The sequence below is a fragment of the Paenibacillus oralis genome, assembly GCF_003863965.1.
GTDB classification, from domain to species: domain Bacteria; phylum Bacillota; class Bacilli; order Paenibacillales; family Paenibacillaceae; genus Fontibacillus; species Fontibacillus oralis.
On sequence record NZ_RRCN01000001.1, the window covers coordinates 5,327,943 to 5,342,752 of the forward strand.

General features: G+C 50.9%; 11 protein-coding genes. All 11 read left to right on the plus strand.

Going from position 1 to position 14,810, the window contains the following annotated elements; translation table 11 throughout:
- Positions 1-5 precede the first annotated feature (5 nt).
- The 11 genes from EHV15_RS23785 (at position 6) to EHV15_RS23835 (ending at position 14,744) form a co-directional block, all read left to right on the plus strand.
- A complete protein-coding gene (locus tag EHV15_RS23785) occupies positions 6-2,075 on the plus strand; it encodes an alpha-glucuronidase family glycosyl hydrolase (protein WP_128633405.1) in 2,070 nt (689 codons plus the stop codon).
- Positions 2,076-2,326: 251 nt separating this feature from the next.
- Entirely contained in the window at positions 2,327-2,878 is a 552-nt protein-coding gene (locus tag EHV15_RS23790) for a TetR/AcrR family transcriptional regulator (RefSeq protein ID WP_128633406.1), read from the plus strand.
- Positions 2,875-3,252 carry a DMT family transporter gene (locus EHV15_RS23795; protein ID WP_392391858.1) on the plus strand — a complete coding sequence of 126 codons (378 nt, stop codon included), beginning with the start codon at positions 2,875-2,877 and terminating at the stop codon, positions 3,250-3,252. The genes EHV15_RS23790 and EHV15_RS23795 overlap by 4 nt, the downstream gene beginning before the upstream one ends.
- 134 nt (positions 3,253-3,386) lie before the next feature.
- The gene (locus tag EHV15_RS23800) at positions 3,387-4,355 is read left to right on the plus strand and encodes a carbohydrate ABC transporter permease (protein ID WP_128633407.1); all 969 of its coding nucleotides are present in this window, start codon (positions 3,387-3,389) and stop codon (positions 4,353-4,355) included.
- Positions 4,352-5,194 (plus strand): carbohydrate ABC transporter permease, encoded by an 843-nt coding sequence (locus tag EHV15_RS23805; RefSeq protein WP_128633408.1) that lies wholly within the window; start codon positions 4,352-4,354, stop codon positions 5,192-5,194. The genes EHV15_RS23800 and EHV15_RS23805 overlap by 4 nt, the downstream gene beginning before the upstream one ends.
- Before the next feature lie 105 nt (positions 5,195-5,299).
- Positions 5,300-7,054, plus strand: coding sequence for a sensor histidine kinase (locus EHV15_RS23810; protein ID WP_128633409.1), 1,755 nt, complete (start codon positions 5,300-5,302; stop codon positions 7,052-7,054).
- Between the two features lie 12 nt (positions 7,055-7,066).
- Positions 7,067-8,692, plus strand: coding sequence for a response regulator transcription factor (locus tag EHV15_RS23815; RefSeq protein WP_128633410.1), 1,626 nt, complete (start codon positions 7,067-7,069; stop codon positions 8,690-8,692).
- 74 nt (positions 8,693-8,766) lie between these two features.
- Positions 8,767-9,531, plus strand: coding sequence for a MerR family transcriptional regulator (locus EHV15_RS23820; protein ID WP_128633411.1), 765 nt, complete (start codon positions 8,767-8,769; stop codon positions 9,529-9,531).
- 107 nt (positions 9,532-9,638) lie between these two features.
- Positions 9,639-11,195 (plus strand): response regulator, encoded by a 1,557-nt coding sequence (locus tag EHV15_RS23825; RefSeq protein ID WP_128633412.1) that lies wholly within the window; start codon positions 9,639-9,641, stop codon positions 11,193-11,195.
- An 11-nt stretch (positions 11,196-11,206) separates the two neighbouring features.
- Positions 11,207-12,943, plus strand: coding sequence for a sensor histidine kinase (locus EHV15_RS23830; protein ID WP_128633413.1), 1,737 nt, complete (start codon positions 11,207-11,209; stop codon positions 12,941-12,943).
- Positions 12,944-13,070: 127 nt separating this feature from the next.
- A complete protein-coding gene (locus EHV15_RS23835) occupies positions 13,071-14,744 on the plus strand; it encodes an ABC transporter substrate-binding protein (RefSeq protein ID WP_128633414.1) in 1,674 nt (557 codons plus the stop codon).
- Positions 14,745-14,810 lie beyond the last annotated feature (66 nt).

Sequence of the window (14,810 nt, forward strand, 5' to 3'; positions counted from 1 at the left end):
GACGAATGAGCCATACACCATTTTTCGCAAAAAACACGGGCTATCAGGCCTGGCTTGGGTATAACCGGTTAGCAGGCAAAACGCTTGAACAGTATGCTGATTATCGCCGCATTGTCGTTGCGGAACAGGATGAAATCATCGTTTCCGCCGTGGCCGAACTCGTCCGCGGACTGGAAGGGATGTTGGGGCAGACGCCCGAGATTTCACAAATCTGGGATGGCGGTTCAGGCATTGTGATTGGAACCATCGGCGGCAACACGCTGCTTCAGGAATTCATTGACGAAGAAACGCGGGCAGGCATCGGAGCGGAAGGCTTCGCGATCCAAAGCGATCTGTCCGCCGGCCGTATCGCCATTGGCGCGGTTTCTTCCGCAGGCGTGCTGTACGGCGTTTTCCATCTGCTGAGACTGATTGGTATTGGCAGCCCCATTAGCGATCTTCATATCGTGGAAAATCCGGTCAACCAACTCCGGATGATCAACCAATGGGACAATATCGACGGGTCGATTGAACGCGGTTATGCCGGGAACTCGATTTTTTATGCGGACGGGAAAATTAACTCCGATTTGCAGCGAATTCGCGATTACGCCAGGCTTCTGGCATCTACCGGGGTGAATGCCCTATCGATCAACAATGTAAATGTGCACCGCCTGGAAACAATGCTGATCACGGAGGCGTATTTGCCGGAGGTGGCCGGGCTTGCCGGGATTTTCCGCAATTACGGGATCAAGTTGTTCCTCAGTATCAATTACGCGGCTCCGCTGGAGATCGGCGGTTTGCTTACGGCCGACCCGCTGGACACGGAGGTCCGGCGGTGGTGGCGCGAGCGGGCGGCGGACATTTACCGGTATATCCCCGATTTCGGCGGTTTTCTCGTCAAAGCCGATTCGGAGAACCGGCCTGGGCCGTTCACCTACGGCCGCGACCACGCGGACGGCGCCAATATGCTGGCCGAAGCGCTGGATCCGCACGGCGGCGTCGTGATCTGGCGCTGCTTCGTATACAACTGCAAGCAGGATTGGCGCGACCGGAAGACGGACCGGGCCAGAGCGGCATACGATCATTTTGTCCCGCTGGACGGCCGCTTCCATGATAACGTCATCCTGCAGGTGAAAAACGGGCCGATCGATTTTCAGGTGCGGGAGCCTGTGTCGCCGCTCCTTGGCGCAATGCCTGCCACGAACCAGATGATCGAGTTTCAGATTACCCAGGAGTATACCGGACAGCAGCGGCATGTGTGTTATCTGGTGCCGCAATGGAAGGAAGTGCTGGAATTCGATACGTATTTGCAGGGGGAGGGCACGTCCGTGGGGCGGATTGTCGACGGTTCGGCACACGGCAGCCGGTACAGCGGCTTCGCGGCCGTTTCCAATATTGGGGATGGCACCAACTGGACCGGGCATTTGCTTGCTCAGGCCAATCTGTACGGGTACGGCCGGCTCGCCTGGAATCCGAGACTGACCGCAGAGGAAATCGCGGAGGAGTGGATTCGCCTGACCTTCGGGAACGAGAAGCGGGTGGTTCAGACGATCTGCGGCATTTTGCTCGATTCCCTAAGCATTTACGAATCCTACACGGCGCCGCTTGGCATCGGATTCATGGTCAATCCCAACCATCATTACGGGCCCAACGTCGACGGTTATGAATATTCGATGTGGGGAACGTACCATTTTGCCGATTGCCATGGGATCGGGGTGGACCGGAGCAAAGCGACGGGAACGGGTTATACGGCCCAATACGCCGAGCCTAATTTCAGGCTGTATGAATCTTTGGATAGCTGCCCGGATGAACTGCTGCTGTTTTTCCATCACGTCCCGTACACCCATGTCCTTCATTCCGGCAAAACGGTCATCCAGCACATCTACGACACGCATTTCGAAGGTGCGGAGCGCGCCGCCCGGTTGGAAATAGACTGGGGCAGCCTGACCGGCCTGATCCCCGATTCGCTGCACAAGCAGGTCGCGCTCCGGCTGGCGGAGCAGGCGGAACACGCCAAAGAATGGCGGGATCAGATCAACACGTATTTCTTACGCAAAAGCGGCATCCCCGACGAACGGGGCAGACGGATTTATTAATCGGCATGACGGATTGCCGCCGGCGGTCTCATGAATTTCATTTGCGGACTTATTTCAGAGGAATGGGCAACCATTCCTCTTTTTGCGTTGGAATTATCCAATAGAATTTCAGAATGGTGACGTCCGCTGTTGGTTAGATTGGATTTTTCCAACGTGGGGAACACGGGTTCAGCCGCCGAAGGGGCAAGCAGATAAAATAAAAATTGAAAACCAAACCGTCCAGACGGTATACTAAATTCGGAGGTGATTTCATGGAAGGTTCCAAAAAAGCGTCCAAGCGAAACGTGATTTTACAGGCTGCCGCAAAAGTGGCGAGAGTAAGCGGCGTTGAGCATTTAACCCTGGATGCCGTCGCTCAAGAGGCCGGGGTCAGCAAAGGCGGCCTGCTTTATCATTTTCCGAACAAGGAAGAATTGATTTCAGGCATGGTAAAGCAATATTCCGATGACTTCGTCGGTAGCCTCAGGACCAGGGCGGACAAGGACCCGAGCGAAAAAGGAACGTGGATTAAAGCTTACATAGAGACCACTTATGATTCGGTGCAAAACGAAAACGACATGACGATCGCGCTTTCCACCGCGCTTTTCACCAATCCGCATCTGTTACGGGAAATGCAGGACGAATACCGTGATCTTCAAAAAAACATCGAAAATGACGGATTGGACCCCGTGGTTTCGACGTTGTTCAGGCTGGCCGCCGACGGTCTGTGGTTTGCCGAAATGTTCGGTTTTGCCCCGCCGGATCAAGCGTTAAAAGAAAAGGTAATCCGGTACATTTTAAATGAGATTGAGGAGAGAAAATAATGGCTTATTTGTTACTGTTGATATCTATTGCCAGCGAGCTGATCGGGACTTCGATGCTGAAAGCTTCCCAAGGATTTACCAAGTTAACGCCTTCTTTAATTAGTATCGCCGCCTTCGTATGTTCCTTTTATTTTTTGTCATTGTCGCTTAAAACGATTCCCTTGAACGCCGCGTACGCCATTTGGTCCGGACTCGGTTCCGTATTGACGGTCATCATCTCCGTGCTCATCTGGAAAGAAAAGATCAATGCCGGCAGCATCATCGGAATCGGCTTGATTATCATCGGTGTGGTGATCCTGAATTTGCTCGGCCCCGGACACGGTTCGTCAAGCGAGGAAACAAAACAGGAAGCGGCAATTGTCCGGAAAGTATAAAACGAAAATGTGACGCCGTGTCCGTTAGGATTTTTTCGTGATATTTTAAAAGAAATCGAGGATTACCCTCATTTAACCGCCTTGGAGACCCATCTATACTTAAGCTATCAGACAAACTACAGAGGTGATCGCATATGGGTCGTTCCGCACCCGTAGCCGCAAATCAGGAGAGGATCGTGAAGAAAAAACGACGTTCTTCTTTGAAAAGATGGGATGCTCCCATTGCCGGCTATTTATTTATTTCGCCTTGGCTGATCGGCTTTATCGGGCTCACGGCGTATCCGCTTTTATTATCGCTGTATTATTCGTTTACGAACTACACCCTGCTCAGACCGATCGAATGGGTAGGAACCAAAAACTACGTCAACATCTTTACCTCGGATCCGAAATTTGAAGAATCCCTTCGCGCTACGTTCCAATACGTGATCGCCTCCGTCCCTTTAAAGCTGATCGCGGCTTTGTTGATCGCCATGCTGCTGAACAAAGCCGTTCGCGGAATCGGCATATACCGCACAGCGATCTATTTTCCATCGCTGATCGGCGGAAGTATCGCCGTATCCATGCTTTGGCGGAACATCTTTGGGGTAGAGGGGATTTTCAACAAAATCATCGCCACCTTTGGGTTCGAAGGCAAGGGCTGGATCACCAGCCCGGATACCGCGATGAGTACGCTCGTTCTGCTTGCGGTTTGGCAGTTTGGTTCCGCGATGGTGATCTTCTTGGCGGGGCTGAAGCAAATTCCGAACGACTTGTACGAGGCTTCCTCCGTGGACGGGGCGAACAAATTTGTTCAGTTTTTCCGCATTACGCTTCCGATGCTGTCGCCGATTATTTACTTCAATCTGATCATGGGCGTGATCAACGCGTTCCAAATGTTCACCTCCGCGTTTGTCATCACCAACGGAGGTCCGATGAACTCGACCTACGTATACGCCCTCTATCTGTACGAACGTGCGTTTAGCCGGTATCAGCTCGGATACTCCTCGGCGCTCGCCTGGATCATGCTGGTCATCATCGTCATCGCATCGCTGATCATCGCCGGAACGTCGAGATACTGGGTGTTCTATGAAACGGAGACGGAAGGGAGAAAGAGACGCAGATGATGATCAAAATAAAACCGTTCATCCGGCATATTTTCATGATTCTGTTCAGTTTTGTGATGGTCTACCCGGTGCTTTGGTGGATCGGCGCATCGCTTAAAAGCAATACCGAGCTGGGATCGCCGAATATTTTTCCTAAGGTTCCGCAGTGGAGCAACTTCGTGAAAGGCTGGAATTCGGTTCCCGGACACACGTTTACGGATTTTTATCTTAATACCTTCGGCCTGGAGATCGCCGTGTTGATTGTCACCTTGATCTCCAGCTCGCTGGTAGCCTTCGGGTTCGGCAGACTGAACTTTCCGCTGAAGAACTTTTGGTTCTCCATCTTCATGTTAACCTTGATGATGCCGGGACAAGTATTGATCATTCCGCAATACTCATTGTTCCACCAGTTGGGTTGGGTCAATACGTATTTGCCGTTTATTGTTCCCCACTTGGTAGCGGCAGGCGCAGGCGGTACGTTTTTCGTCTTCCTGCTTATTCAGTTCATCCGGGGGATTCCGAAGGAGCTGGATGAATCGGCCAAAATCGACGGCTGTTCCTGGTTCGGCATATTCTGGCGGATCGTGCTGCCATTGACCAAACCGGCCATCGTCACCGTCATGATCTTCTGCTTCCTTTGGAACTGGGATGATTTCCTCGGCCACTTGCTGTATATCAACTCGGTTGACAAATATACGGTCAGCCTGGCGCTGCGGATGATCAACGATTCCCAGTCCGCTCAGGAATGGGGCCAGCTTCTGGCGATGTCGCTCGTATCCATTCTGCCGGCCACTTTCGTATTCATGTTTCTGCAAAAGTATTTTGTTGAAGGCATTGCCACAACCGGAATAAAGGGATAAGGATGGTGGGCCGCCAATAATATAACGGTAGAGCTTTGCCGAAACGATTCGTTTCGCGGCTTTACCGTTTTTTCTCCTTATGTACCGGAAAGGAGCACCCGAGAGATGATCAGCCCTTTTAAAAAATTCCGCGTCGACACCCTTTTTTTTCGCAGCTTTGCCGTAGTCATCGTGATCGTGGTCGCCTGCATCGCGTGGGCCAGCTACATTATTTCCTCCAACGAGCTAGTTAAAACCAGCTCGCTGTATCAGCAGCGGCTGCTGGATGAGTTGAACAACGAGATTACGACGCGTCTTACGATGATCGAACAAATTTCGCTGTCCACCTCCCGCGATAACGAGATTATCTCTTTTCTTAAGGATCGGCGGGACCAATACGACACTTATCGGCGTTCCGTCAACGTTGTAAATGCATTGGCCAATCTGACCTATTCGATTCCGTTGATCCAAGGCATCGATTTATATATGGAACACCCTTTTCAGCGGGAAGAAGACAATTACATCCAGTTCCGGGACCTGAACAAGCTAAACCAAGAGGCTTGGGCCGGCGCTTTTGTGAACAATGATTTCGCCTGGTCCACCGAACATAACATAAGAAGCTTTCAGGGAGAGGTCCCAGTGCTCAGTTTTGGCCGCAAAATCGTGTACGATGACAAGTACCTGGGGGTACTGGTGATTCATATCAAATATAAAGAGATTGTCAAAATACTGGCCGGCCATACCTCCAATGCCAATCGGCTGATGGTGGACTCCCAGGGCAGGGAATTGGTCAGAACCGGACAAGTTTTAGACCATACGGAGCTGTCCGAATGGATCAATGCCAAAGACGCGGAATCGGGGCATGTCCGGATCCGGGGAAATGCCAAAATCGGCGATTCGCTGCTCGTGTATTCCAAATTGCTGGATTCCAACTTGACGCTGGTGGAGATTTCCTCGTGGAAGCAAATCACCGAAGGCAGTTATACGCTTGCCATGGTGATCGGGTTTATCGGCCTGGCCGCCATTTTGTCGGTCCTCCTGCTAACCCATTATCTCAGCAGCCAGTTTACGAAGCCGATCAAACAGCTTGTTACGGCAATGCGGTCGGATTTCGTCGATGGCAATAAAACGGAGCTTCCCCGCGATTATGAAAACGAATTCGGGTATCTGTTTGCCGGATACCGCAAGCAGAACGAGCGGATTGAGGAACTGTACCGCTCGCTCGAACGGCGGTACGAGCAACAGCGCAAAGCGGAGATTGAGGCGCTGCAGGCCAACATTAATCCTCATTTTCTCTATAATATGCTGGACCAGTTGAACTGGATGGCCATTGAAGCGGGGCAGGATGAGCTTAGCCGGATTCTTGAGCTGATGGGACGCATGTTCCGCATCGGCTTGTCGAACGGCAACAGCTTCATCACGATTGCCGAGGAGCTTGAACATATTGCTTGTTATTTGGAAATCCAGCAGCTTCGCTGGGGCGAAGGGCTTGAATTTGAGATCGAAGCACCGCCGGAGCTTCGCGATTTGTTTATTCCGAAGTTAACGCTCCAGCCGTTCGTGGAAAATTCGATCGTTCACGGCTTTAATGCCCGGAGCCGCGGCTTTATTCGCATCCGGTTCGAGGATAAAACCGATGGCTTGCAAATCACGATCGAAGACGACGGATCCGGGCTAAGTAGGGCTGCCGACAGGAAACAGCCTCGCCGCACAGGCGGGTACGGGATGCGCAATGTGAGGGAAAGGATCGCCGGTTACTTCGATGACCGCTATGGCGTCAAACTGGCGGAGCGGGAAGAAGGCGGTGCTCGCGTCGTGATCGATTTGCCGCTTCTGACGGAGCCCCCCCAGTCTGCGGGGAAGGATAAGAAAGAGGATTAGGAGGACAGCGAAATGTGGAAAATTGCCATCGTTGATGATGAACGTCAGGTGCTTCAGGGCATGAAGCGGGCAATTCCATGGGAACAGCTCGGCGCCGAATGGGCGGGTGACGCCCTGAATGGAGCGGACGGCCTGAAAATGATCCGTGAGACAGAACCCGATATCATTATCACGGATATCTATATGCCGTCGATGAACGGCCTCGACATGATCGAACAGTTGAGAAAGGAAGGGTACGACGGCAAGATCATTATTTTGAGCGGTTATTCCGATTTCGAATACGCGAGGCAAGCGTTAAGATATAACGTAAGCGACTATGTGTCCAAACCGATCAGCGTTCCAACGCTGAAAAGGATTTTGTCCAAGGTGGTCGAGGAACTGACGGAAGAGGAAGTTAAGCGGTTCAAGCAAGGCGAGGTTGAGCAAAAACTCAGGCTTTACGAGCCTTTTATCGAAAAAGAATGGGTAAGATCGGCCGTGGTCGGGACGCTGGAGGGCACCTACCGCTCTCCCGACAGCTTGCCGCATCCATACCGGTATTGGTCAAAATGCAATCATATCGCCATCGGCATCGATACGGTCCGCGATGTGCGGGCCAGCCAATTCCCGCTGACCGATTGGAACCTGTTCCGGTTTGCCATCAGCAATATTGCATGCGAGGTGGCGCGTAAAATCTTTGCGGCGATCGAATATACCGAGCTGCACAGCTCCAGAGCGGTGCTGATCGTTCATCCCCAGCCGGAGGAGAAACGCGGGGAATTGGAGGATCGGCTGAAGGAATTGGGCATGAAGCTGATCGACAGCGTCAAATGTTATGTGAAGCTCCAGATTCGCGTCGGCATTGGGGAAATGAAGCAAGAATGGACGAAAATTCCCGACTCGACCGAAGAGGCGTTTCGCGCGATTGATTCGAGAACCCAGCGGCTCACCCCGAATTACGAGATGTATTTGTACGAGAGGGAAGAGAAGGGGAGCGAAAATCAGCAGTCCGTCACTTTTTTTCCGGTCAAATTTTACGTTGAAATTGCGGGTGCGATCAAATCGTCCCAGGAGGAAGAGGCCAAGGCCCTGGTTGAAGAGCAAGTGAAGCTGTTGGAAAATCAGAAAGCGATTACACCGGAGTATATTCAAATGCAGGCCGGCGAGGTGTGGGGCGTATTCAACTACAGCTTATATGAAGCAGGTATTTTGCTGGACGACTTGTTCCCGAACGATCTCATCGCCAAAGAATTGATTTTGCTGACCGATCCGGTTCAACTCGGCGACTGGTTGTGTTCCAAGATATCCATGATCTGCAGAAGCCGCCAGCTTCGGGGGAACAGCAAACACCGGCAGGTCGTCGATTTTATGACTCATTATATCCATGAGCATTACGCCGAAGATATTACGCTAGCCGAGCTGTCGGAAAAAATCTATATTTCGCGGAACCATCTGTCCATTATTTTCAAAAACATCACGGGGGAAACCTTCAACAATTACCTTACCCGCGTGAGAATCGAGAAAGCCCGGGAACTGCTGCTTGAGCGCAACATGCTCGTTTATGAGGTGGCGGAGAAGGTCGGATACAAAAATGTGCCGTATTTCAGCACCTTGTTCAAAAAGATCACGGGAATGAATCCGACGGATCTGATCAGATAAAAAAGCAACACTAAAAAAGATTTGACCTTCACGTTACGGCAAGGTGTAGAGTGAAAGTGTCAGGAGGTGAAAACATGGAATATACCGTTCAAAAGCTGGGACGATTGGCCGGGATCAGCACCAGAACGCTGCGTTATTACGACGAGATTGGCATTCTTAAGCCGGCAAGAATCAACTCGTCGGGATACCGGATCTACGGTCAACAGGAGGTGGACCGGCTGCAGCAAATTTTGTTTTACCGGGAGCTTGGCCTGAGTCTCGATCATATCAAACGGATCGTGACGGATCCGGACTTTGACGGGGTCCATGCTCTTCGAGAGCACCGCGAGCAGCTTCTCGGCAAAAGAAAGCAGCTCGACATCCTGATCGCCAACGTTGAAAAAACGATTGCCGTAAACGAAGGGAGAATGACGATGAGCGATAAAGAGAAATTTGCAGGCTTTAAGCAAAGCATGATCGAGGAGAACGAACGGAAATACGGAAAGGAAATTCGGGAGAAATACGGTGAAGAGACCGTAAACAAGTCCAATGAAAAGCTGATGAATATGACACCCGAACAGTACGAGGAAGTAACCCGGCTGGCGGACGAAGTGCAGTCCACGCTGGAGGAAGCTTTCCGCACGGGCGACCCGGCGGGCGAGCTGGCGCAAAAAGCCGCGGATCTGCATAAACGCTGGCTGACGTTTTACTGGAGCGAATACAGCAAGGAGGCCCACGCCGGCCTCGCCCAGATGTATGTGGACGACGAGCGTTTCAAGGCTTATTACGACAAAGACCAGCCCGGTATGGCCGAATTCCTGCGCGACGCGATTCACATCTATACCGGCATCCAAATATAACTTGTAAACGGAAGGCTCTGCGATTCATTCGCAGGGCTTCCTTTCATGCCGCTCCTTTATTTACCGGCGGCCGCTCAATTGCCCGAAAGCAGGAGGGAACACGGGACATGTTCAAAGTTTTGTTGGTGGATGACGAGTTTTTTGTCCGCAAAGGGCTGCAGAAGCTGATTCCATGGGAGGACCTTAATTATACGATTGTGGGAGAGGCGGATAACGGAGATAAGGCGCTGCATATGATTGAGCATTTGCAGCCTGATCTTGTGATCACCGATATCCGAATGCCCGCTCTGGACGGGCTGGACCTCATCCGCAGCGTGAAAGAAGATGCCGATTCGGACCTGTTTTTCATCGTGATCAGCGGTTATCATGACTTCAGTTATGCACAGCAGGCACTTCGCTACGGAGTTCATGATTATATTTTAAAACCTGTGGATGATGAAGAGATGACCGCAACCCTAAGAAAGCTTGCCCTAAACATGAGCAAAAGAAAAATTGCCAAGACGAAGGGAGAAGATCACGCTAACGGTTCATTTTTGGAGGCCCTGGTGCAGGAGAAGCTTCGGTTGGAGGATGCGGAAACATATGCCGCAGCCTTAGGGCTTACCGGGGCGGCGGGCTTTCGCTATGCCTTGGTCGAACTTCATGCCGCTCCCGGGGAACTGCAAGTTGGTCTAAAGCAATTTATGAAAGCGTTATATTCCCTTGAAGAGCGGAAATCCGATATTCCCGTGTTTGAGCAGGAGCAGGGAAGATTCGGGATGTTGTTTACTGTGGAGCTGCTGAAAGAACGGTACGGAGGCCTGACTCAGGCTATGGAGAAGATTCGTTCAGCCCTTTCCGGGCAACTGGGAGCGGACGTCAGCCTTTATGCAGGCGAAACAGTCCATAACATAACGGATGTCCGCAGGTCCTATTTGGAGGCTAACGAAGCAGCCAGGCATAAGTATGCCGAGGGCTGCGGGGTTATTGAATACGCGCAAATTAAGGATAAACCCCTGTACGTTTTCGACATGAGTCCGGGCACTGTAAGCAATCTGATTATGCAAGTGGAAGAGGGCAAACAGGAGGCGTACCGGCAATCGGTAGACGGTATGTTCGAAATCTTCCGCACCCAGCGCTTTACTCCCCAGGCCGTTAACAGCTCCCTCTCCCGCTGTATGACCGGAATGATCAGTGTAGTAAAGGAAATGGACGGCAGTATTGAAGGGGTGCAGCGATTGAAGGAGCTGGCCGAACGGGATTACGGCAACTGGAGCCTGACGCTGTTGAAGGAGCACTTCTTGCTGGCGGTCATAGAAGCGGAGCAATATATAGCAGAGCTGCGGAAGGAGCAGTCCAAGGGCGGCATCAAGCAGATTAAGAAATACATTGACTCCCATTACTGCGAGAATATCAGCTTGAAGAGCATAGCGGCTCAATTCTATATGAACCCCGTCTATCTGGGCCGGCTGTTCCGCAAAAGCTACGGGTGCTATTTCAACGAATATCTGCTGCAGCTGCGGGTGCGGGAGGCCAAGAAGCTGCTTCGCCAAACCGATCTCAGGATGTACGAAATCGCGGCCCGGGTAGGCTTTCAGAATGCGGATTATTTCGTGATCCAATTCGAGAAGCTGGAGCAGGTGTCGCCAACGGAGTACCGGAACATGCTGATTGGCAGAGAATAGAGGGGCTGTGTATGAACATAAAATTCAATCTGAATTATATGAAACTGCGCGACAAGCTGCTGCTCATGTATGTGTTGTCGGTATTCATTCCCATTGTGGTAACCAATGTTGTCTTCTACAATGTGACGACTGACAATATCCGCAGCCAGAAAACTCGCGATGCGGGCATGGCCTTGGACAATCTCAAAAACGACTTGCGCGTAACCATCGACCAAGGAGTCGGCCTATCGTATTCCATGTATGCCGATCCCGTATTCAATGCAACCCTGACCCGTCACTTTAACAGTCAAATTGACTACATCGAGGCTTACAACTCCTATCTGAAAACAGAATTTTCCGCTCAGCCTGCCCAAGGGATCCGTTGGTATCAGGTGTATACGGACAATCCTACCATATTATCTTCCGGCTATATTGAACAATTGACCGATGAGGCCCGAAATACGGACTGGTATAACCAGTTAAGATCGTCAACCGCTCCCTACCCGGCTCTTGTCTATTCGGATCAGACGTTCAGCCTGATTCAAAGACTGGACAATGAGAATACCGGAGGCATTGAGCAACTGCTTAAGATTGATTTGAATATGGATCTCATCCGCCAATATTTCCTGGGCAGCGGGTTCGACGGCAAGGTGTACTTCGTTGATCCCCAAGGCCGGGTGCGGTTTAGCAATGACTCAGGAACAGAATGGCCGACGGAAAAGGTTCTATTCGGGGACATTGTGTTTCCGAAGGACTCTCTTCGCTTGGCAGCCTCCTATCCTGGAATTAATTATTTGGAGGGATGGACGCTGCAAGGCGTTATGAATGAAGAAGTCGTACTTCAAGAGGTTCGGAAGTCGCGTTCCATGGTCGTTTGGCTTGCATGCATCAACTTTGTGCTGCCCAGCTTGATCATAGCCGCGATGTCGAGGTCGCTGCATGTACGGCTGGTGCGAATACTAAAGCATATGAAAAAGGTGAAAACCCAGAACTTCCAGACGATCCCCCATGAAGAGGCGAGAGACGAAATCGGCCAGCTGACGATCGAGTTCAACCGGATGACAGAGACGATCCATAACTTGATCAACGAAGTCTATCTTGCGGATATTCAGAAGAAGGATCTGGAACTGAAGCAGCAGCAGGCTCAGCTTCATGCACTGCACAGTCAGATTAACCCCCACTTTTTGTTTAATACCATGGAATCGATCCGCATGAGAAGTTTAATCAAGGGAGAGAAGGAGACAGCCAAGATCATCCATAACATGGCCAAGATGTTCAGACGGTCCATCTCTTGGAGCCGGAACTATGTCACGGTCCATGAGGAGTTGGAACTCATTCGGAACTTCCTGGAGATTCAAAAGTACCGCTTCGGCGACAAGCTGGAATACAGCATTGAAGCGGAACCGGCGGCACTTGAACAGCGGATTCCGAAGATGGTCTTTCTCCCGTTCGTCGAGAATGCCAGTATCCATGGAGTTGAATCGATTCCGGGTCAAGGCATCATCAGGCTGTCCGTTACCCTGCGCGAAGACCAGCTGATCTTCAGCTTAGATGATAACGGAATCGGGATGTCCCCCGCCAAGCTGCAAGAACTGCGCGAGTATTTGGAGCAGGAAGCCGGCATGGGCGAGCGGATCGGCATGAAGAATGCGTACAGCCGTCTGAAGCTCTGTTATCAGGATCGTTTTGCTTTCGCGATCCATACATGGGAAGGACAAGGAACGCACATCGAAATTGCACTGCCGATTGACGAGGTGAAGGAAATATAGCAGGCGCTTATAAAAGGATATACTTTTCAAAGCAGGAAATACAGTTTGTTGGGTAACATTGTAAGCGGTTACTTGTTATATTGAAAGAGCTTACAAGTCTGATGATACCAAAGGGGGAATCAGTTGAATGTTTGGAAGGAAAGTACTAATCGCAGGAATGGCAGTATTGTTGATGGCAGCTTTAGCAGGCTGCAGCGGGGGCAGCTCATCATCATCTTCGGAAGCCTCCCCGTCCGGTGGCGATGACAACAGCCCGGTTACCTATACGTATTTTACCTTTGGCGCTCCTAAAAAGGATGTTCTGGCAAGTGAAACAACCATCGGGAAAGAATTGTTCGAACAAACCGGCGTTGACTGGAAGATGGAATACCTGGTGGGTGATGCCCCTACCAAAGCGGGGGTTATGATTGCCAGCGGAGACTATCCCGATATCATTGACTCCAGCGGAGAAATGGCCAAGCTGATGGATGCGGGAGCTTTCATTCCGCTCGATGATCTGATCGAGAAGTACGGACCCAACATCAAGCGTGTGTATGGTCCTTATATGGACAAATTCAGGCAGGATGACGGGAAAATCTACTTTTTCCCTTATGGAGCTAACATCGGCTATATTTCGGAGCCTAATTTTCAGACCGGCTTCTATATTCAACGTTCTGTTCTGAAGGAGTTCAATTACCCGAAAATTACTACACTGGATGAATATTTCGACCTCATCAAGCAATACAAGGACAAATATCCGCAGGTGGACGGCAAGGAAACCATTGGTTTCGCCACACTGGCCGGCGAGCCAAGCAACTTCTTCACCCTGCAGAACCCGGCCATGCACCTGGCTGGTTATCCGAATGACGGCAGCGTCATGGTCGATCTGGAAACTCATGAAGCCAATCTGGTGGCGGGCTCCGAGTATCAAAAGCGCTGGATTCAGAAACTGAACGAGGTGAATGCCGAAGGGATGCTCGATCCGGAGTCTTTCACGATGAACCGGGATCAATATTTGGCTAAGCTGACCTCCGGACGTGTACTCGGTTATTTCAGCTATTCCTGGCAGGTTGGGGATGCCACCAACAATTTGAAGAAAGCCGGCATTGATGATAAACGCTATGTTGCGCTGCCTATCGTTTTCGACAAAGGTATTAAGGATCAATATATCGACCCTCCTGGATTTGTCAACAATTATGGAGTCGGGATCACCGTCAAAGCCAAAGATCCCGTCCGCATCATCAAGTACTTCGATAACCTGTTGAAAGAGGAAAACCAGATTCTGGTTCAATGGGGCATCAAGGACGAATCGTATAGCGTGGATGAGAATGGACGTTTTTATTACAAGGATGATGAACAGCGCAAAATCCACGAGGATCCGGAATTGAGCCGAAAATACGGGTTTGACTATTTCAACTACAGTTGGCCTCGTTACGGCAATAATTCCGTTCTTGCGGACGGCAATGCCTATGGTCCTGGCAACCAGCCGGAGGTCGCAACCTTTACTTACACGGACGGCGACAAGAAGCTGCTTGAAGAATACGGTGTGAAGACCTTCGCAGAATTGTTCAGCAAGCCTGATGAACGTCCTTGGTCTCCAGCTTGGTCGATCGCCCTGGAGCAAGGATCGCCTGAACAAATGTTCATCACCAAGGCGGATGACCTGCAGAAGAAATACCTGCCCAAGCTGATTATGGACCCGCCGTCCAGTTTCGATAACACATGGAACGAGTATATGGGCGAGTTTAATAAACTGGACAAGAAAACGTATGAAGATACGATAACGAAGGCTGTAAAAGATCGCGTTTCCGGAAAATGGTAATGCAACATTTGAAATAGGTTTGCCAGATGCTGAGGGTCGGAAGTCGAAAGGCGTTTCGACCCTCAG